Source organism: Novosphingobium sp. BL-S-21, assembly GCF_055521655.1.
On the sequence record NZ_CM145496.1, the window covers coordinates 2,717,734 to 2,736,019 of the forward strand.

The window sequence follows — 18,286 nt, forward strand, 5'->3', positions numbered from 1 at the left end:
GCTCCTCCGATGGCCAGTCTCGCCGCCGCCGCTGCAGGTCTTCGCCTGCTTACCCCCGACCAACGCTATGGCCGGGTCGTGGCCGTGCGCGGCGCCCTGATCGAGGTCGAGGGCCTTTCGGGCGCGGCGCAGATCGGCTCCCGCGTGACGCTGAATTCGCCGACCGGACAAGTCGAGGCGGAAGTCACCGGACTGGACCGGGGCATTGCACACTGCATGCCGTTCAGCGAGCCGCAGGGCATCGCCTCCGGATCGCGCGCAGACCTTTCCGCCAGCCAGTTCGCCTTGCGCCCATCGAGCGCCTGGCTCGGTCGCATGGTGGACGGCCTCGGCCGCCCGGTCGACGGCAAGGGGCCGCTCGAACAGGGCGCCCTGCTGCGCAAGATCAAGGCCTCGCCGCCGCCCGCTTCGGCGCGTGCGCGCGTGGGCTCGCGGCTTTCCACGGGCGTTCGCGCGCTCGATCTTTTCGCGCCGCTGTGCCGCGGCCAGCGGCTCGGCCTGTTTGCAGGCTCGGGCGTGGGCAAGTCGGTGTTGCTGTCGATGCTGGCGCGCTGGACCGAGTGCGATGTCGCCGTGATCGGTTTGATCGGCGAGCGCGGGCGCGAGGTTCAGGAATTCGTGCAGGACGACCTCGGCGAGGAAGGCCTGGCCCGCAGCGTCGTGGTGGTCGCCACTTCCGACGAGCCCGCCCTGATGCGCCGCCAGGCGGCATGGACCACCTTGACCGTGGCCGAACATTTTCGCGACCAGGGGCTCAATGTCCTGTGCCTGATGGACTCGGTCACCCGTTTCGCCATGGCGCAGCGCGAGATCGGCCTGGCCAGCGGTGAGCCGCCCGCGACCAAGGGCTACACGCCCACCGTCTTCGCCGAACTGCCGCGCCTGCTGGAGCGCGCCGGGCCCGGGCTTCCGGGGCAGGGCGCGATCACCGGCCTGTTCACCGTGCTTGTCGACGGCGACGATCATAACGAGCCGGTGGCGGACGCCGTCCGCGGCATTCTCGATGGTCACATCGTCATTACCCGCCAGATTGCGGAACGTGGGCGCTATCCCGCGATCGACGTGCTCAAGTCCGTCTCGCGAACCCTGCCGCACTGCCTGGGCGAGGAGGAAAACCATATCCGCCTGGCCGCCCGTCGCGAGATGGCGACGTACAAGGACATGGAAGAAATGGTCCGCCTCGGTGCCTATCGCGCCGGGTCGAGCGCGGAAGTGGATCGTGCCGTGGCGCTGGCCCCGCGCATCGAGGACCTGCTCAAGCAGGGCAAGCAGGATCGCGGTTTCGCGCAGGAGAGTTTCGACGCGCTGGCGGCGCTGATGGAGGTCCCGGATGAAGACACCCTATGACGCCGCGCTGCGCGTGCAGCAGCGTGAGATCGACGAAATGAGCGCGGCGATCAGCAACCAGTCCGGTGTGCTGGGCGAAGTGGAAAAGGCGCGGGACCGCGTGGCCGTGTCGATGAGCCGCGAGGCCGATCTGGCGGCCGGCGATCTGGCGGTCTGCTCGCACGCCTATCTGCAGCGGATGCGCGGCGAGCGCCGGCTGCTGACGGTCCGCCAGGTGCAGCTCAAGGCCCGGCTCGACGAGCTGCGCGATCAGGCGGTCGATGCTTATGGCACGTTCCGCGCCATCGAGACGGCCGCGGACGGCTACCGGCAGGACGCCGAGCGGGTGCTCGCCAATGCCGAGCAGGCCGGGATCGACGACTTCGCCGCCATGTCCTTCATCAAGGCCCGCCGCGCCGTTCGGCGCGAGACCTCGTGATGATCGAGGGCGCAACCGCCCATGGCGCTCAGGCCGGCAGCCTCCAGGGCATGACGCCGGCGCAGAAGGCGCAGCTGATCTACAGCCAGGCCCGCAGCGAACTGTCGGGCCGGCTCTGGCGTGCGGCGCTGGGCGGAGGAGACGACACGCAGTCGAGAGGACTGGCCGACAAGCGTTCCGACCCGCTGGGACTGGACGGTTTGCTCACCCTGTTGGACGAACGCACCAGAGCGGCGAGCGGACAGGCCTCCGTGGCCGATCCGGCCATGCCCAAGGCTCCGGTGGAGGATCCGTCCTGCGGATCGGCTGCCGGCGGCTGGGACCGCGAGGCGCGGCGCGACAGCGGCGAGGGCAGGGGCGGCCGCAACGATGACGCAAGCGGCGCCCTGGCCATGCAGGAAGGGCCCAATGCCCGCTACGCCGGTGCGCTCGGTACGGCGGCTTCGCGCACCGGCATTCCGGCGGCGGCACTCGCCACGATCGTGAATGCCGAGGCGGCGAAAGGCTCCGATGGCCGGTGGCTCCCTTATTCGCGCAACCCGCGATCCAGCGCTGCCGGGCTCGGCCAGTTTCTCAACCGGACCTGGGAAGGGCAGGCAGAGCGCCAGGGTACCTGGCTTCATGCCATGGCCCAGCAGAACGGCTGGCTCAACGAGCGCGGGCACGTTCGCGGCGAGAGCCGCGGTGCCTTGCTGGCGCTGCGCTACGATCCCCAGGCCGCGATCGAGACGATTGCGGACTATGCCCGCACCAACCTCGACGCCTTGCGCGGATCGGGCGTGCGGATCGGCGGAGACGTGGTCGAAGTCGCGCAGGCAGCTTATCTCGGCCACCATCTCGGCCTGGGCGATGCGGTGCGTTTCCTGAAGGGCGGGCTTTCTCCCGACCGCGCGCGCACCCTGCTCAATGCCCAGGTCGGCACCGCCAGTGCGAATCGCCGCATCGAAATGGCGGGCAGCGCAACGGCTGCGCACCGTTCTTGGCTGCTCGATTATGTCGGCCGCAACATCCGTCCGGACCGTTTCGCGGGCTGATATTACGGCAAAATGCACTTGGTTCCCGACGAAGTGAAAAAAATTATAGGAAATATAGGAAACACGTTTATAGGATTAACCTCGCGTTCAGAAATTCACGAGACAACAGGTCTTGTTGAAGTGGAGCAGCGGCGATGGGCGCCCGAGGCTCCTCTCTAACCGGGGGTTCAACATGTCGAAGATCACAATCGCTCTGGAAGCCGCGGTCGCCGCCGTCAGAGCGAACATGCCGGCCGATGGCCAGCCGCAGTCCGCACGTCAACGCGTGCTCGTGGACCGCGCCTTCGCGCAGATCATCAAGCTGATCGCGCCGCGCATCCGCCACTTCATCCGCCAGTACGGTCTGGTCGCCCATTGGGACGACGCCGAGCAGGTATGCGCCATCGCGGTGCACCGCGGCATCCAGGCCTACGATCCCGAAAAGGCGCAGTTCACCACTTTCGTGAACTGGCAGATCCGCGGCGAGCTGCAGAGCCTGCGCTTCCGCCTGATGACCGACCAGCGTCCTTCCGCCAAGAAGGTCGAGGCGGTCACTGTATCGCTCGACGCGATCGCCGGGGGCGAGGACGGCGAGGGTCAGTCGATCGTGGCCTCCATCGAGGACGAGGATGCCCTGGGCCGCACGGAATCGGGCGCTTCGGACTATCTTGCCCGTCAGGCCATGGCCTCGCTGACCGACAGCTATGTCGATCACTTGCGCAACATCGGCGTGGAGCGCATCCGCCGCAAGGCTCAGCCCAAGAAGGCGCCCCGTGCCGAGGCCGGCACGCGCCGCTCGGTCTGGCGCACCGGCAAGTCCATGCTCGATCCCACCGAACTGGCGGAACTGGAAGAGCGCCTGGAGCACAACCGCAAGGTCGTGGAAGGCCGTCTCTTCGAGATGACCGCGCTTGAGACGGCGGACGATGAAAACGGCGTGGCCAAGGAGCGCGTGCGCCAGATCGCCAAGCGCGCCGCCAAGACCATGAGCGACCTGGCCGTGGCCGATCCGCGCTTCACGATGATGGCGGAATACCGTCAGTCGATGCTGGCGCCGGCCGCCGCGCACTGAGCGCGCCGGCGCGACCTGGGGCGCCGCCGCCGGGAAATGCGCGTATCGCGCGTGTCCCGGCTTGATCCAGAGACTTCGCAGCGGCCTTGTAATGCGGGGCCGCTTCACCCCCCGCTCCACCCGGCGCAAGGGGCTTTTTCATCGTTGCCGGGTGTGCTTTGAAGCTGCCAGGAAAATTGGACAGGGCTGAGGGCGAAAACCGGGATCCGGTCGCCTACGGTTGCGGTCATTATCCTATAATGGACCGCTACTTCGGGAGATCGTGATGAGTGCCTGCCTGTTCGACCCGGTCCGCAAGGACTGGAATTTCGGTCCGCAATCCTGGCGCGCCCGCGCGCTGCTGGGCATGATGGGCGGCGGTCTGCTGCTCGTCGGACATACCGGCACTGCCCATGCCGACGGCCTGCTGGAAACCGCGGTCGGCGCGCCGGAAGGGCTGACCATCAAGGGCGAAGTCCGCGCCCGCGTCGAAGGGATCGACGGACAGTTCCGTCCCACCGCGGCCGAGGACGACGCCATGTTCTCCCTCAAGACCTCGCTCCTGGTCGAATACGATGGCGGGCCCTGGCGGGTCGGCGGCGAACTCTGGGACGCCCGCGCCTATGGCGAGAAGTCCAATTCCTCCGCGGGCACCGGCGAAGTCGATGCACTGGAAATGGTCCAGGCCTATGTCGGGCTGGACTTCGGCATGGGCGGCGGTTCCAAGGCGCAGCTCACGGCGGGTCGCTTCACGATGAACCTGGGATCGCGCCGCCTGGTGGCGCGCCAGTCATTCCGCAACAGCACCAACGCCTTCACGGGCGTCAATTTCCAGTGGAAGGGCCGCGGCGGAGACCAGCTGACCCTGCTCTGGACGATGCCGCAGTTGCGCCTGCCCGATGATTCCGAAGGCATCCACGACAATTCGGTGAAGCGTGACGAAGAGACCACGGACCTCCAGTTCTATGGCGGCTCGCTGACCAAGGCCGGCGTGTTCGGCGGCTCTCTGGAAGTCTACGGCTATGGCCTGGCGGAACGCGACAGCGCCGACCGGCCGACCCGCAACCGCCACATCTTCACGCCGGGCCTGCGTGCCTATCGCGCGCCGAAGGTTGGCCATCTGGACTACGATGTCGAGGGTGCCTACCAGTTCGGCCGCACCCGGGCGACGACCGCGCCCACCGACCGGGCCGACCTGGACGTCTCGGCCTACTTCATCCACGCCGAAGCGGGCAACACGTTCGCCGGCGGATGGAAGCCGCGCGTCTCGCTCGACTTCGACATCGCCAGCGGTGACCGTTCCAAGGCGGGGACCTACAACCGCTTCGACACGCTGTTCGGCGCCCGGCGGTTCGATTTCGGCCCGACCGGGCTCTACGGCGCGGTTGGCCGCTTCAACACGATTTCGGGCGGCGCGCGGCTTGAAGTGAAGCCGGACAAGAAGTCGGACGTGATGGTAATGTACCGCGCGCTCTGGCTGGATTCCAAGACCGATGCCTTTTCCAACACCGGCGTGAAGGACGTGTCCGGGCGGAGCGGCAGCTTTGCCGGCAACCAGGTGGAAGCCCGCTATCGGCGCACCCTGATCCCGGACGTGCTGCGGGTCGACACGGGCGTGGCCTATCTCGCCAAGGGCGGCTTCCTCAAGGACGCGCCCAATGCCCCGCAGACCGGCGACACCCGATACGGCTACGTGGATCTCTATTTCGACTTCTGAAGAATAACCGGCGTACCCTGTGGACCTGCCCCGTCCGGCCTCTCTCCTGAGCCGGGCGGGGCATCCCTGGTATCGCGAAAGCCGCCGCCCGAGCATCCGAGACGCGCGGCGGACTTTCGAAAGGCCCGGTCAATCCATCGGCACGAGGCCCGCCGCAAAGGCGATGCGCAGCACTTCGGAAAGGCTGCGCACCTGCAGCTTTTCCATCAGCTTGGCGCGGTAGATTTCCACCGTGCGCGGGCTGATGTCGAGCGCATGGGCAATGATCTTGTTCGATTGCCCGTCGATCAGGCCCTTGAGCACGTCCAGCTCCCGCGGCGAAAGCTGCTCCAGCAGCGAGATCGCCTTTTCCTTGCGCCGCTCTTCCGCGGTCGAGACGGCCTGCTGGGTGAAAGCGGATTCCACCGCGTTCATCAGCTTGAGATGGTCGCAGGGCTTTTCGATGAAGTCGATCGCACCGAGCTTCATCGCCTGTACCGCCACGGAGACGTCGCCTTCCCCCGTGAGCACGATCGGCACGAACCGGGTCGGCCGCCCGCCCACCGTGCTGAGCACTTGCAGCCCTGACGCCCCCGGCATCTGCAAATCCAGCAGCAGGCAGCCCGGCTCCAGCAAGGGCGCCGCTTCCAGGAAGCTGTCCCCGGAATCGAAGCAGCTGATCCGGCTCTCCCCGATCATCGACAGCAGATATTCGAGCGAAGTGCGTACGGCCAGGTCGTCATCGACGATATAGATGCGCCGCGACGTCATCCTGCCCTGAGCTCCAGCTCGCTGTAGCTGGGCAGCGTGAATTCGACCGCCGCGCCCCCATCGGGGACGTTCCGCAAGGAGAAGCGCCCGCCATGCGCTTCCACGATGCGGCGGCAGATCGACAGACCAAGCCCCATGCCCGTCGTCTTGGTAGACGAAAAGGCCTCGAAGGGGCGGTTTATGATGGCTTCGGGCAAGCCCGGGCCGTTGTCGATAACACTGATCATGATGTGGCCATCGTTCAGTTGGCGGGTTGAAAGAGTGATTTCCGGCAGCCTGTCGTTGAGGCCCGCGAGCGCGTCGAAGGCGTTGTTGAGGACGTTCACCAGCACCTGCTGCATTTGGATGCGATCGGCAAGGATGGATGGAGCCACGACACTGGGGCGATAGCTGAGACGGACCCCCGGTACCCGGCTGCGCGAGCGCGCAAGCTGCAGGGTTTCGGCGATCACCTCGTCCAGCGGCTCGGCGCGAATTTCCAGCTCGCCCTTGGAAACGAAGGCGCGCATGCGGCGGATGATGGAGCCGGCGCGCAGCACTTCCTGGCGCGCCAGTTCCAGCATGCAGCGGACCTGCTCGGGATCGCCGCCACGCGCCATCGCCAGGTCGATGGCGCCCAGCAGATTGGAAGTGGCGGTCAGCGGCTGGTTCAGCTCATGCGCCAGGCCGGCGCCCATCTCGCCCATGGCGCTGACCCGCGAGGCGTGGAGCACCTGCTCGCGCAGTTCGTTGAGGCGGGCCTGGGTGGCCATCTGCTCGCGCAAGTTGCGGATGAAGGCGATGGCGATCCGCTCGTTGCCCACATTGGCCGCGCCCACCGCGATTTCGATCGGCAGTTCGTTGCCGTTGCGGTCGAGGCCGGCGGTGATGCTGGTGATCGCGGGATTGCCCTGGCCGGGCAGCGCCGGGTCGGTGGAGGGCCGGACATAGCGCGGCAGCAGCAGGCGCACGTCCTTGCCCAGGACTTCGGCCGCGGCATAGCCGAACAGCGTTTCGGCCGTGGTCGAGAACGAGCGGATCTGCCCGCCCCCGTCGATGGTGATCATCGCCTCCGGCACGGTTTCCAGGATCGAGCGCAGTTCGGATTCGCGCGATTTCAGCATTTCGGCATGCTGTTCGCGCTGGGTGGCATCCATCACGATGCCGATCATCGAGACATCGTTTTCGCCCGGACCGCGGTGGATATGCGCGGTTCCCTCGACGACTTTGACGACGCCTGCCTCCACCGCGACCAGGCGGAAGCCGTAGCGGCCCGCGCTCCAGGCTTCGGGCGGGCCGGGCATGCGGAAGGAGGTTCCGAACGTCTGGCGCAGATGGCGTTTCCATGCGTCGATCCCGCCGTCGAACAGGCCGGGCTCCAGCCCGAACAGGCGCTCGGCATGGCCGTGAAAGACGAAGCGGTCAGTGGCAAGCGACCATTCGAAGATGCCGAGTTCGTGGAGGTCGACCGCCAGCGAGAGGCGCGCGTCACTGGCGAGCATGGCGTGTTCGGCGCGGGTGCGGGCGGTGATGTCGGTCATGGCATGGACCACCATGGGCGCGATGTCGGAGCGCGGTTGCACGGCCTGGCTGCTGTGCAGGACGCGCAGCATGGTGCCGTCCTTGCGGTAGGCGGTCACTTCGCGCTCCTGCCGGGCGCCGGCGAGCAGCGCCTCGATGTCGCTGGTGGCGATCGGCGGGGTGCCGGTGAGCTTCTGCTGGAAGCGGCCCAGTGCCTGCTCCGAGGTCCAGCCGTAAAGGCGCTCGCAGCCGGCCGACCAGCGCAGGATCCTGCCGTCGACATCGGTGATGGCGACGGGGGCGGAATCGAGCGCGAGGTTCACCGCCCAGCGGGCGCCGCTCTCGCGGGCGATGCGCATCCAGGCCCAGGCGATCAGGCCGCAGGACAGGGCCACCTGGGCCACGGCCTGGACGATCTCGATCATCTCGGCAGAGACCGCGCCTGAGCGCTCGACCCAGAAATGCGCCAGCGCGGAGACGACCGGCAGGGAGACGCAGAGCAGCAGGCAGGCCTGGAGAGTGGCGGAGCCGAACCCGCAATCGGGTTGCCGCGGCCAGGCGCTCTGGCGGCGCAGGGCGATGAGGCCCACCGCGAGCAGGCAGATCGTCACGGCCGTCGGCACGGACATGAGCGCGTGGCGGGTCTCCGGGCCCGGCGTGCTGATGCCCAGCGGCAGCAGCGTACCCGAAATCGCGGCGACGGCGATGGCGATGCAGGCGAAGACCACGGTGAGACGGCGCAGGGCGCGGCGCGAGGAACCGAGGGAAAGCGCGGAAAGAGCCAGCAGCACGAGGCCGAGCGCGGGCAGCACGCCGGGGCGGCCGGGGTAGGGCCGGGTCTGGTGAAGGACGCTGTCGGCAAACAGCAGGCGGTCCATGCCGAGCGAGACGCCTGCCCATTCCTGGATGAGCGAGGAACATCCTATGACGAGGGGTATGGCCATGGCCCATCGTGCGGCGCTGTGCCGGGAGGCGGCGCCGAGCAGGATACCGATGCCGATGGCGCTGCAGCCCACGGCCGTCAGCGGCTGCATGAGGAAGCCGTCCGTGCCGATTCCGGCAAGGCCCGGCATGCCGAAAGCCCAGCCGCAAAGGACGATGGCGCAGACAAGTTGGGCCGCGAGGACGAGGGCGGGAATGGCCGGTGCCATCCCGACAGGAAGCGACCCGCCCAAGCGCTGCGGCGGTGGATTCAATTCCTGCATTCCGACCCGCTTATTGCGCCTTGCACTTTGGCTTCAAGGCGAACGGGCAAATAGAGCTTTACGCATCTTTGTAAATAGACGGTCGAGATGGCAATCCGGTGCTTTCCGGTGGCAGACGAATAAGCGCTTGATTATCTTTTCTAAAAAAGATGAAGGAAATCGTTAAGTGATTTTCCTTAGTTGCCAGTACCGTTCTCGTTTGCAAGTCCTTCTATGATCGCGCGATTTACCACGATCAAATCGTCGATGGTGTCATGGCCTGTAATGACTTCCGACGTATACTTGTCCACCCACAGACCGATCGAGATGATCCGCGCGCGCAAGTCGTCCGGTAGTTGATTGCCCTGGCCCGCGCACATCGAAGAGAAGGTGGACCAGGCCTGGCGATTGCGGTGAAGCGCAGGCGCAAGCTGTGCGCCGCGCAGGCCGGCATCGCGTGCGGCGATCATTTCGCCGGTGATCTGGCTCATCAGCCGGTATTCGTTCCGGCGAGGCGTCGCGGCGATCTGTTGCACGCGTTGGTAGGCATTGAGTGACATGATGGCTCCAGCAAGGACGTCCGCCTCCCTCATATAGGACAAAGACGCACCGAGCGGTCGCAGGGCGGTCCGTTTTGCGATGCGCCGTCGCGGCGTTCCCGATCCGGGACCGCCGAGGAGCCTAAGTCCGTCTTCCTCGCGGCGCCTGGCGATGGCGAGCGGGGACGGGGCCACTGCCGGATACGCAAGGACGCCGCCGGGCATCGCTGCGCCTAATTTCCATCGCCCCGCACCGCCCCCGGCCCGAGCATCCTATAACTAACGCAGGGCTTCGGCCCCGTAACCTTTTGCGGCCATCAATCGCGGATCTTCTTCATGCTCAACGCCATCGGCCTCGTCGTCATCTTGCTGTGCGTCTTCGGCAGCTTCCTGATGTCGGGCGGTAACATAATGGTCATCGCTCACGCCCTGCCGCACGAAATGCTGGCCATTGCCGGCGCGGCGGTGGGTGCGTTCATCCTCGGCAACTCGATGACCACGGTCAAGAAGACCTGGGCGGGGATTCAGCGCGTCTTCAAGGGCGGACGCTGGACCGAGGTCGACTTCCGCGATCTCCTGGCGCTGCTCTTCACGCTGCTCGCCACTTTCCGCAAGGAAGGCGCGAACTCGATCGAGAAGCATCTCGACGCGCCCGAGGAAAGCAGCATCTTCATGCGCTATCCCCGCCTGCTGGGGGACGAGGGGCTGATCGAGTTCATCTGCGACTACTTGCGCATGATGACCGTCAACTTCGAGGACCCGCACCAGCTGGCCGAGGCGATGGAAGGTGACATCGAGCGCCACCATGCCGAGGAACTGGCCCCGCAGCACGCGCTGCAGATGATGGCCGACGGCCTGCCTGCCCTCGGCATCGTCGCCGCCGTTCTGGGCGTCATCAAGACCATGAGTTCGATCGACCAGCCCACCGAGATCCTCGGCGCGATGATCGGCGGCGCTCTGGTCGGTACGTTCCTGGGCGTGCTGCTGGCCTACTGCCTGGTCGGGCCGATCGCGCAGAAGCTGCAGCAGATCATCGATTCCGATTTCAAGCCCTACCTCATCGTCAAGACCGCGATCGTCGGACACGCGCAGGGCCAGCCGACCGAAGTGGCCATCGAGCTTGCGCGCCGCATGACGCCGTCTCCCTATGCCCCTTCGTTCACGCAGCTCGAGACCGCGCTCGACGAAGTGAAGGATCAGCTCAATGCCAAACCTGCCTGAACCCGTGCCGTTCGAAGAGTTCGGACTGGACGCCGCTGCCGCGGATTTCGCCGGAGAGGACCGCGCGCTGCAACTGCCGGTCCATGGCTCCACCGTGACGGCCGAGGACTTGCGCGTCCGCATGGTCCTGGCCTGCGACTTCGAAGGTGCGATGAACATCGACGCCAGCCGGGTCGAGACGGTGGGCCAGGCCGTGCTGCAACTCCTGGTCGCCGCGCGCACCGAGGCGCTGGACGCCGGCCACGAATTCGAAATCGTCAATCCCAGCACGGCCTTCGTCGAGCGCGTGCAGGCCTGCGGACTGGCAGAAGCCGTCGGCCTATCTGAAGAGGAATTCCCGTCGTGAGCAAACTCATCCTGACCGTCGACGATTCCGCCTCGATGCGGATGCTTCTGAAGGCCTCGCTGGCCGCGCAGGGCTTCCGCGTGGAAGCGGCCGATGACGGCGAGCACGGCCTCGAGCGCATGCACGAGGTGAAGCCCGACCTGCTCATCACCGATATCAACATGCCCAAGATGGACGGCTTCGAACTGATCGAGGCGGTCCGCTCGGTGCCCGAATTCCGCGGCACGCCGATCCTGGTGCTCTCCACCGAGTTCTCGGACGAGAAGAAGACCCGCGCCCGCGAAGCTGGGGCCACGGGCTGGATCACCAAGCCGTTCGAAGCCGCCAAGCTGGGAGCGGCTGTCCGCCGCGTCTGCCCGTGAGCGACGAACTCGACGAAATCCAGGGCATCTTCTTCGAGGAGTGCGCCGAAGGTCTTGCCGTGGCCGAACAGGGTCTTTCGGCGATGGCCGAAGGCGATGTCTCGTCCGAGACGATCGCCGGCGTGTTCCGCGCCGTCCACTCGATCAAGGGCGGTTCGGGCGCTTTCGGCCATGCCGCGCTGCTCGCCTTCTCGCACCGTTTCGAGAACGTGCTTGACGAAGTGCGCGCCGGCCGCATTCCCGCCAGCGGCGAAGTGACCCAGACCATGCTGGGCGCCTTCGACATCCTCTCGGATCATGTCACGGCGGCACAGGGCGGCACCGAGCCGCCGGCCGACGCGGTCATGCTGGAACAGCTCGACGCGATCCTGGAAAGCAAGGGCGCTGCCTCGCAGGCCTCGCCCGTCGTCGCTGCGCCTGAGCCGGTGGCCGAGTTGGACGATTTCGGCTTCACGCCGGTCGCGGCGGTGATCGACGACTTCGATCCCTTCGGCTTCGAGCCGGTGGCGGTCGAGCTGGACGATTTCGCCTCTCCGGGACCGGCGGAGCCTGCCGGATGGACCGTTCGCTTCGGCCCTTCGCGCGGCGCGCTGGCCAATGGCGGCGAACCGATGCTGGTCATCCGCGAACTGGAAGAGATGGGCGCGGCGGTCACCGCCGTCGATACCGGCGCGCTTCCGGGCCTGCGCGATCTCGATCCCGAGGACAGCTATTTCGTCTGGACCCTGACCCTGCCCGGCAGCGTGGCCGAACAGGACATCCGCGACTGCTTCGACTTCGTGGCCCCGGACTCGCTGATCGAGATCGAGCGTGCCGCCGCCGTGGTGATGGTGGTGGTCGAGGAACCGGCCGCAGAGGACTTCGACGGCTTCGGCGTATTCGAGCCACTGCCCGTTTCCCTGCCGGATCTTGACCTGGCACCGGCCGAGCCGATGCTGACGCTGGTGCCCGCGGCCGCTGCTCCGGCGGTATCGGCCCCTGTCGTGCAGGCGGCGTCTGCGAAAGCGGCACCGGCCCAGGCCGAAAAGCCCAAGGCGGAAGCCCGCCAGGGCAACGTCGAAGTGGCGCAGTCGATCCGCGTGGACTTGTCCAAGCTGGACCAGCTGCTCAACCTCGTGGGCGAACTGGTGATCCGCGGTTCGATCCTGTCGGACCGGCTCTCGCCTGCCGACCAGGAACGCGTCGAACTGCCGGAACTCTCGCGCCTGACGCGGCAGATCCAGGACAACGTGATGTCGCTGCGCGCACAGCCGATCAAGCAGGCGTTCTCGCGCGTGCCCCGCATGTTGCGCGATCTTTCGGCCGAGACCGGCAAGAAGGTCGTGCTCGAAACCATCGGTGAGATGACCGAAGTGGACAAGGGCGTGATCGAGAAGATCGGCGACCCGCTCACCCACATGATCCGCAACGCAGTGGACCATGGCATCGAAAGCGCCGAGGAACGCCTTGCCGCCGGCAAGCCCGCCGAAGGCACGATCCACTTGTCCGCCGAGCAGAAGGGCGCGCGCATCATCGTGCGCGTGCGCGATGACGGACGCGGCATCAACCGCGAGCGGGTGCGCGCCAAGGCGATCGAGCGCGGCATCATTTCCGCCGACGTACCGATTTCCGACGAGGAGATCGACGGCCTGATCTGCGCGCCGGGCTTCTCCACCGCGGAGACGATCTCGAACATTTCGGGTCGCGGCGTCGGCATGGACGTGGTCCGCTCCAACGTCGAGGCGCTGGGCGGCAGGCTGGAGATCAACTCGGTGCCGGGCGAAGGCACGACCTTCACCATGGCGCTGCCGCTGACTCTGGCGATCCTCGACGGCATGATCGTGCGCCTGGGCGACCAGCGCTTCGTGCTGCCGCTGGCCAATGTGATCGAGACCGTCCAGCCCGAGCCGGGCCAGGTCCAGGCGACTTCGCCCAGCTCCGAAGTGATCGAACTGCGCGGGCAGTACCTGCCGGTGCGCCGCGTAGGCGAGCTGTTCGGCATGCGGTCCCACCGCGTACCCGAGGACTCGCTCGTCATCATCGTCGAGAGCGAGACGGCCGGGAACGTCGGCCTCATGGTCGACACGATCGATAACCGCCGCGAAGTCGTGATCAAGAGCCTGGAGGACAACCTCCACCCGATCCGCGGTCTCGGCGGGGCGACAATCCTGGGCGACGGCTCGATCGCGCTGATCCTCGACATCGATGCCCTGGTCGCGCCGACCGGCGGCTCATCCAAGTATGCGCTGAAAGGAATGGCAGCATGAGCACCGAAGATAGCGAACTCGACGAACGCAAGATCGTCACTTTCACCCTGGGCAACCGCCTGTTCGGCATCGACATGCGCTCGCTGATCGAAATCCGCGAGTGGGAAGAACCCACCCCGCTGCCGAGCGTGCCGCCCTATGTGAAGGGCGTGACCAACTTGCGCGGCTCGGTCGTTCCCGTGGTCGGCCTGTCCGAGCGCCTGGGCTGGGCGCCCAGCGAGCTGCACTCGCGTTCGTGCATCCTGGTCGTCACCATCGGCGGGCGCCATGCCGGCTTCCTGGTGGACGAAGTGCAGGACATCGTCGTGATCCAGGGCAGCGAGATTCAGCCCGCGCCGGATGTCGAGATCAACGAGCAGGGCGCCATCGCCGGTCTCGTCAAGATCGAACGCCGCACCCATGATGCCGCGGCCAATGCCGAGGCCATGTGCCTGCTGCTCGACCTCGACGCGCTGAGCCTCACCCGCCAGGTGCCGGACTTCGCGTAATGACCGTGCTGGCTTCCCCTGAAGCGACGAGCGGCAGCGCGTTGGGCGGTACTGCCGAGCTGCGTCCCGCCCAGTTCCGCGACATTGCCGCGATCATGCAGCGAGAGGCGCGCATCCATCTGGTCGAGGCCAAGATGACGCTCGTCCACTCGCGGCTGAGCCGCCGCCTGCGCGAGCATGGGCTGACGAGCTTCGTGGACTACGTCGCGCTGGTCCAGCGCGATGCCGGGGAACGCCACGCCATGGTGGTGGCGCTGACCACCAACCACACGCATTTCTTCCGCGAGAACCACCACTTCGACCACTTGCGCCGCGATGTCCTGCCCAAGCTGCAGGACCGTGCGCGCAAGGGCGAGAAAGTGCGGATCTGGTCCGCCGGTTGCTCCAGCGGCGAGGAAGTCTATTCGATCGCCATGTGCCTGGCAGGAGACGGGCCGACCAGCGCGGCCTGGCTCCAGCAGGGCGACGTGCGCCTGCTCGCCACCGACATCGCCCCGCATGTCGTGCAGTCCGTGCAGGAAGCGCGCTATTCGGCGGCCACGGTCGAGCCGGTGCCCGAGACCTATCGTCGGCGCTGGATGCGGGCCGAAGCGAACGGCGACCATGTCGTGGCCGATCCGCTGCGCGAGCTGGTGGCGGCGCGGGTGCTCAACTTGTTCGAGCCCTGGCCGATGCGCCGCAAGTACGACGTGATCTTCTGCCGCAACGTGATGATCTACTTCGACGATACCGCCAAGGCCGAGCTGGAGGCGCGCTTCGTGGAGATGCTGGCGCCCGGCGGCTATCTCTACATCGGCCATTCGGAGCGCCTGATCGGCCCCGCCACCCGGCTGATGAAGCCGGCGGGGCAGACGATCTACGTCCGCAACGACGGAGGCGCGGCATGACCCTGGCGCCTGAAAAGACGCGCGTCCTGATCGTGGACGACAGCGCCGCCATGCGCGCGCTGCTGAACAAGTTGCTGAGCCACGACCCCGCCATCGAAGTGGTCGGCATGGCGCCAGAGCCCCATGCCGCGCGCGAGATGATCAAGTCGCTCAATCCCGACGTGGTCACGCTCGACATCGAGATGCCCGGGATGGACGGACTGTCTTTCCTCGAACGCATCATGCGCCTGCGGCCGATGCCGGTGGTCATGTGCTCCACCCTGACGGCGCGCGGCACCGAGGCGACCATCGAGGCCATGCGCCTGGGGGCCGTGGACTGCATCGCCAAGCCTTCCGGCAACCCGCTGGAGATCGCGCAGGACGGGGCGCTGCTGCGCAAGATCGTCAAGGCTGCGGCCCGTTCGTCGGTGCGCCGCACGGCCAGCCCGCCTACCCCGGTCAATGCCGCGCAGGGAAGCCTGCGCGACGTCGTTATCGCGGTGGGCGCCTCGACCGGCGGGGTGGAAGCCCTGTTCTCGATCATCGGCGCCCTGCCGCCCGATTGCCCGCCGGTCATGGTGGTGCAGCACATGCCCGCGATCTTCACCGGCAGCTTCGCCACGCGGCTCGACAAGACCGCGCGGGTGCAGGTGGTGGAGGCCCAGAACGGCATGAACTTGCGCCGGGGCACGGTCTATCTCGCGCCCGGCGGCGGCCAGCACATGGAGCTGCTGGGCGGCACCAGCGGGCAGGTCAAGCTGGTGGCCGGCGACACGGTCAGCGGACACCGGCCTTCGGTGGACGTGCTGTTCCGTTCGGTCGCACGGCTCGGCTCGCGCGCGGTGGGAGTGATCCTCACCGGCATGGGTTCGGACGGCGCCATGGGCCTCAAGGCCATGCGCGACGCCGGCGCCCGCACGCTCGGGCAGAACCGCGATACTTGCGTGGTCTACGGAATGCCCCGCGCTGCCTTCGAGGCGGGCGCGGTGGAGAAGGAATTGAGTTTGTCCGCCATGCCCGAGGGAATCCTCGGCGCGTGTCGGAGGTAAATGGAGCGGTTCATGCCGGCAGCGTCTGCAATAAAAGTAATGGTGGTCGACGATCAGACGTCCATGCGCGCGATGATCCGTCGCACGCTACAGGATCTGGGTTTCAAGGACATTCGCGACAAGGGCGGCGCGGTGGAAGCACTCGCTTCCATCAAGACCGACCGGGTCCATCTGGTCATCTCGGACTACAACATGCCCGAAATGGACGGCCTGGAATTCCTGGAAGCCGTCCGCAACGATCCGGTGATCGGCAAGACCGTGTTCATCATGCTCACGGGTTCCGCCGACAAGGAAGTGGTCCAGAAGGCCGCGGCCCTGGGCGTGAACAACTATGTCGTGAAGCCTTTCGCGCCGGCGGCGCTGAAGGAAAAGATCGAACGCGTCTTCGGCGAACTGGTCTGAACGCCATGCGCCGCGTTGCCATCGTCCAGGGTGAATATCATGTGGTCAACCAGTCCGGCGTCGTCATCTCGACGCTGCTGGGCTCGTGCGTCGCGGCCTGCCTGCAGGACCCCGTCGCGCGGGTGGGCGGCATGAACCATTTCCTGCTGGGAGAGCCGGGCGCCGATGCGCCGGTGAACCCGGCGGACATGCAGCGCTACGGCGTCCATGCGATGGAACTGCTCATCAATGCCCTGATGAAGCGCGGCGCGCAGCGTTCGCGTCTGCGCGGCCACCTTTACGGCGGGGCGAACATCGTCGCCGGGCTGGGCGGGATCGGCACCAAGAACGGCCAGTTCGCGCGCAACTTCATGCAGACCGAAGGCATTGCGCTCGATCACAGCGACCTTGGCGGCACGCAAGCCCGCAAGGTGGAATTCATGCCTTACGAGGGCAGGGTGCGCGCGACGCTGGTGATGGACCAGCCGCTGCCGCCCGTCGTCCGTCCCAAGCCCATGCCGGTCTTCCAGCCGACCGGCGAACTGGAGCTGTTCTGATCATGGAACGGGCGGACATTCAGGGGGAAGCAATGACAATCGAATCCGAGGGACTCGGGACGGCACTGGGCACGGAACCGGGCCAGGGTCCGGCGGCCCCGCTCTGGCAGGCCCTGGCCCGCGAGATGCGCGTGGCCCGCGAACTGCTGGAACAGCTGGCCGGCGTACTGGTGAACGACGAGCGCTTCGTGCTGGACTATATCGACCAGCTCCAGGCCTTCGACCTGATCGCCCAGCATGTGGATGAAAGCGCCGCGCTGCTCGACCGCGTGGCCGGCGGGCAGAGCCCCGGCGAGGCGATCGGCCAGGTGCGGCTGAGCGTGATGCAGGACCGGCTTCGCGCCGCCCTGGACTGAGGAATTCAAAGCGTGGCACGGGGCAACGAAGATCATCCCACGATCGTCATCCGCAAGGTCAAGAAGCATGCGCACGCCGGTCATCACGGCGGTGCGTGGAAGGTCGCCTATGCCGACTTCGTGACCGCGATGATGGCCTTCTTCATGCTGCTCTGGCTGCTGGCCAACCCGGACAAGGAGCAGCTCAAGGGCCTGGCGGAATACTTCTCGCCCAATGCCGACCGGTCTTCGCCGGCGACGACGCTGACCAACCAGCCCGGCTCGCAGCCGGGGCTCGGCGGGCACAGCCGCCGCAACCAGTCGGCCGACAACCGGGCCGTGGGCCAGCCTTCCGCCGAAGCCGGCACCAAGGGTGCGGCACGCGGCGGCACGGCCGATGTGCCCGAGGCGGCGCTGCGCGTCATGGCGCAAGAGATGCAGCTCTCGCTCGATCCGCCTGTCGATCCCAGCGAGGGCAAGCGCAGCGTCGACGTGGAGCCTTCGCGCGACGGCTTCCGCATCCACCTGATGGACAACGCCAACCGCTCGATGTTCAAGGGCCCGACCGCCCAGCTCAACGACTATGCCCGCAACCTGCTGGGCCGCATCGCTCACAAGCTGGCCGGTACCGGCGCCCAAGTCGCCATCGAAGGACATACGGACAGCACCGGCGGGCAGAGCGAGGCCAACTGGAACCTCTCCGCGCAGCGCGCCCTTTCGGCCCGCGCGGCCCTGGTCGCCTCGGGCCTGCCGGCGGATCGTTTCTCCGAAGTGGTGGCCAAGGCCGGGACCGAGCCGGTCTATCCCGACCGCCCGGACCGCCCGGAAAACCGCCGCATCACTATCGTCGTCATGGCCGAACCTTCTGCGTTGCCGCAGGATGCGAGCTTCAAGTTCTGAGAGTCAGCATAAAAAA

At 66.8% G+C, this 18,286-nt stretch carries 19 protein-coding genes; 16 read left to right on the plus strand and 3 right to left on the minus strand.

Annotated elements, in window-relative coordinates:
- Positions 1-9 precede the first annotated feature (9 nt).
- The 5 genes from fliI (at position 10) to ACZ1J6_RS21520 (ending at position 5,546) form a co-directional block, all read left to right on the plus strand.
- Positions 10-1,347: a flagellar protein export ATPase FliI gene (fliI, locus tag ACZ1J6_RS21500; protein WP_132268602.1), complete on the plus strand. Its 1,338-nt coding sequence runs from the start codon at positions 10-12 to the stop codon at positions 1,345-1,347.
- Entirely contained in the window at positions 1,331-1,765 is a 435-nt protein-coding gene (locus ACZ1J6_RS21505; protein WP_132268604.1) for a hypothetical protein, read from the plus strand. The genes fliI and ACZ1J6_RS21505 overlap by 17 nt, the downstream gene beginning before the upstream one ends.
- Positions 1,765-2,799 carry a peptidoglycan-binding protein gene (locus tag ACZ1J6_RS21510; protein WP_465128033.1) on the plus strand — a complete coding sequence of 345 codons (1,035 nt, stop codon included), beginning with the start codon at positions 1,765-1,767 and terminating at the stop codon, positions 2,797-2,799. Before ACZ1J6_RS21505 ends, ACZ1J6_RS21510 begins: the two co-directional genes overlap by 1 nt.
- A 172-nt stretch (positions 2,800-2,971) precedes the next feature.
- The gene (locus tag ACZ1J6_RS21515; RefSeq protein ID WP_134094037.1) at positions 2,972-3,850 is read left to right on the plus strand and encodes a sigma-70 family RNA polymerase sigma factor; all 879 of its coding nucleotides are present in this window, start codon (positions 2,972-2,974) and stop codon (positions 3,848-3,850) included.
- 265 nt (positions 3,851-4,115) lie between these two features.
- Positions 4,116-5,546: an alginate export family protein gene (locus ACZ1J6_RS21520; RefSeq protein ID WP_465128034.1), complete on the plus strand. Its 1,431-nt coding sequence runs from the start codon at positions 4,116-4,118 to the stop codon at positions 5,544-5,546.
- A gap of 129 nt (positions 5,547-5,675) precedes the next feature.
- On the opposite strand, the gene ACZ1J6_RS21525 is transcribed toward ACZ1J6_RS21520, so the two are convergent.
- The 3 genes from ACZ1J6_RS21525 to flaF all read right to left on the minus strand — a co-directional run bounded on the left by ACZ1J6_RS21525 (position 5,676) and on the right by flaF (position 9,540).
- Entirely contained in the window at positions 5,676-6,296 is a 621-nt protein-coding gene (locus tag ACZ1J6_RS21525; RefSeq protein ID WP_132268609.1) for a response regulator transcription factor, read from the minus strand.
- Positions 6,293-9,001: a PAS domain S-box protein gene (locus ACZ1J6_RS21530; protein WP_465128035.1), complete on the minus strand. Its 2,709-nt coding sequence runs from the start codon at positions 8,999-9,001 to the stop codon at positions 6,293-6,295. Before ACZ1J6_RS21530 ends, ACZ1J6_RS21525 begins: the two co-directional genes overlap by 4 nt.
- 176 nt (positions 9,002-9,177) lie before the next feature.
- Positions 9,178-9,540, minus strand: a complete 363-nt coding sequence (gene flaF, locus ACZ1J6_RS21535; RefSeq protein ID WP_132268612.1) for a flagellar biosynthesis regulator FlaF — start codon at positions 9,538-9,540, stop codon at positions 9,178-9,180.
- Between the two features lie 315 nt (positions 9,541-9,855).
- Here flaF and motA point away from each other — a divergent pair, with 315 nt between their 5' ends.
- From motA to ACZ1J6_RS21590, 11 genes are read left to right on the plus strand one after another with little or no spacing between them, the layout of a single operon-like run.
- The gene (gene motA / locus ACZ1J6_RS21540) at positions 9,856-10,740 is read left to right on the plus strand and encodes a flagellar motor stator protein MotA (protein ID WP_021233049.1); all 885 of its coding nucleotides are present in this window, start codon (positions 9,856-9,858) and stop codon (positions 10,738-10,740) included.
- Positions 10,724-11,086, plus strand: coding sequence for an STAS domain-containing protein (locus ACZ1J6_RS21545; RefSeq protein WP_132268614.1), 363 nt, complete (start codon positions 10,724-10,726; stop codon positions 11,084-11,086). The genes motA and ACZ1J6_RS21545 overlap by 17 nt, the downstream gene beginning before the upstream one ends.
- Entirely contained in the window at positions 11,083-11,448 is a 366-nt protein-coding gene (locus ACZ1J6_RS21550) for a response regulator (RefSeq protein ID WP_132268615.1), read from the plus strand. The genes ACZ1J6_RS21545 and ACZ1J6_RS21550 overlap by 4 nt, the downstream gene beginning before the upstream one ends.
- Entirely contained in the window at positions 11,445-13,694 is a 2,250-nt protein-coding gene (locus tag ACZ1J6_RS21555; RefSeq protein ID WP_465128036.1) for a chemotaxis protein CheA, read from the plus strand. Before ACZ1J6_RS21550 ends, ACZ1J6_RS21555 begins: the two co-directional genes overlap by 4 nt.
- The gene (locus tag ACZ1J6_RS21560; protein ID WP_132268618.1) at positions 13,691-14,182 is read left to right on the plus strand and encodes a chemotaxis protein CheW; all 492 of its coding nucleotides are present in this window, start codon (positions 13,691-13,693) and stop codon (positions 14,180-14,182) included. The genes ACZ1J6_RS21555 and ACZ1J6_RS21560 overlap by 4 nt, the downstream gene beginning before the upstream one ends.
- Positions 14,182-15,069 (plus strand): CheR family methyltransferase, encoded by an 888-nt coding sequence (locus tag ACZ1J6_RS21565; protein ID WP_132268620.1) that lies wholly within the window; start codon positions 14,182-14,184, stop codon positions 15,067-15,069. Before ACZ1J6_RS21560 ends, ACZ1J6_RS21565 begins: the two co-directional genes overlap by 1 nt.
- Positions 15,066-16,097, plus strand: coding sequence for a protein-glutamate methylesterase/protein-glutamine glutaminase (locus ACZ1J6_RS21570; protein WP_431567275.1), 1,032 nt, complete (start codon positions 15,066-15,068; stop codon positions 16,095-16,097). The genes ACZ1J6_RS21565 and ACZ1J6_RS21570 overlap by 4 nt, the downstream gene beginning before the upstream one ends.
- 12 nt (positions 16,098-16,109) lie before the next feature.
- Positions 16,110-16,499 carry a response regulator gene (locus ACZ1J6_RS21575; RefSeq protein ID WP_207913048.1) on the plus strand — a complete coding sequence of 130 codons (390 nt, stop codon included), beginning with the start codon at positions 16,110-16,112 and terminating at the stop codon, positions 16,497-16,499.
- Between the two features lie 5 nt (positions 16,500-16,504).
- Positions 16,505-17,035 (plus strand): chemotaxis protein CheD, encoded by a 531-nt coding sequence (locus ACZ1J6_RS21580; RefSeq protein WP_132268626.1) that lies wholly within the window; start codon positions 16,505-16,507, stop codon positions 17,033-17,035.
- 32 nt (positions 17,036-17,067) lie between these two features.
- Complete coding sequence (locus ACZ1J6_RS21585) at positions 17,068-17,391, plus strand: hypothetical protein (RefSeq protein ID WP_243654383.1); 324 nt, start codon at positions 17,068-17,070, stop codon at positions 17,389-17,391.
- Positions 17,392-17,403: 12 nt separating this feature from the next.
- Positions 17,404-18,270, plus strand: a complete 867-nt coding sequence (locus tag ACZ1J6_RS21590) for a flagellar motor protein MotB (protein ID WP_431567276.1) — start codon at positions 17,404-17,406, stop codon at positions 18,268-18,270.
- Positions 18,271-18,286: the final 16 nt, after the last annotated feature.

Excerpts from the sequence above, each read along its gene's own strand:
- fliI (WP_132268602.1), top strand. The coding sequence starts at position 10 with ATGGCCAGTCTCGCCGCCGCCGCTGCAGGTCTTCGCCTGCTTACCCCC.
- ACZ1J6_RS21505 (WP_132268604.1), top strand. The coding sequence starts at position 1,331 with ATGAAGACACCCTATGACGCCGCGCTGCGCGTGCAGCAGCGTGAGATC.
- ACZ1J6_RS21510 (WP_465128033.1), top strand. The coding sequence starts at position 1,765 with ATGATCGAGGGCGCAACCGCCCATGGCGCTCAGGCCGGCAGCCTCCAG.
- ACZ1J6_RS21515 (WP_134094037.1), top strand. The coding sequence starts at position 2,972 with ATGTCGAAGATCACAATCGCTCTGGAAGCCGCGGTCGCCGCCGTCAGA.
- ACZ1J6_RS21520 (WP_465128034.1), top strand. The coding sequence starts at position 4,116 with ATGAGTGCCTGCCTGTTCGACCCGGTCCGCAAGGACTGGAATTTCGGT.
- ACZ1J6_RS21525 (WP_132268609.1), bottom strand. The coding sequence starts at position 6,296 with ATGACGTCGCGGCGCATCTATATCGTCGATGACGACCTGGCCGTACGC.
- ACZ1J6_RS21530 (WP_465128035.1), bottom strand. The coding sequence starts at position 9,001 with ATGCAGGAATTGAATCCACCGCCGCAGCGCTTGGGCGGGTCGCTTCCT.
- flaF (WP_132268612.1), bottom strand. The coding sequence starts at position 9,540 with ATGTCACTCAATGCCTACCAACGCGTGCAACAGATCGCCGCGACGCCT.
- motA (WP_021233049.1), top strand. The coding sequence starts at position 9,856 with ATGCTCAACGCCATCGGCCTCGTCGTCATCTTGCTGTGCGTCTTCGGC.
- ACZ1J6_RS21545 (WP_132268614.1), top strand. The coding sequence starts at position 10,724 with ATGCCAAACCTGCCTGAACCCGTGCCGTTCGAAGAGTTCGGACTGGAC.
- ACZ1J6_RS21560 (WP_132268618.1), top strand. The coding sequence starts at position 13,691 with ATGAGCACCGAAGATAGCGAACTCGACGAACGCAAGATCGTCACTTTC.
- ACZ1J6_RS21565 (WP_132268620.1), top strand. The coding sequence starts at position 14,182 with ATGACCGTGCTGGCTTCCCCTGAAGCGACGAGCGGCAGCGCGTTGGGC.
- ACZ1J6_RS21570 (WP_431567275.1), top strand. The coding sequence starts at position 15,066 with ATGACCCTGGCGCCTGAAAAGACGCGCGTCCTGATCGTGGACGACAGC.
- ACZ1J6_RS21575 (WP_207913048.1), top strand. The coding sequence starts at position 16,110 with ATGCCGGCAGCGTCTGCAATAAAAGTAATGGTGGTCGACGATCAGACG.
- ACZ1J6_RS21580 (WP_132268626.1), top strand. The coding sequence starts at position 16,505 with ATGCGCCGCGTTGCCATCGTCCAGGGTGAATATCATGTGGTCAACCAG.
- ACZ1J6_RS21585 (WP_243654383.1), top strand. The coding sequence starts at position 17,068 with ATGACAATCGAATCCGAGGGACTCGGGACGGCACTGGGCACGGAACCG.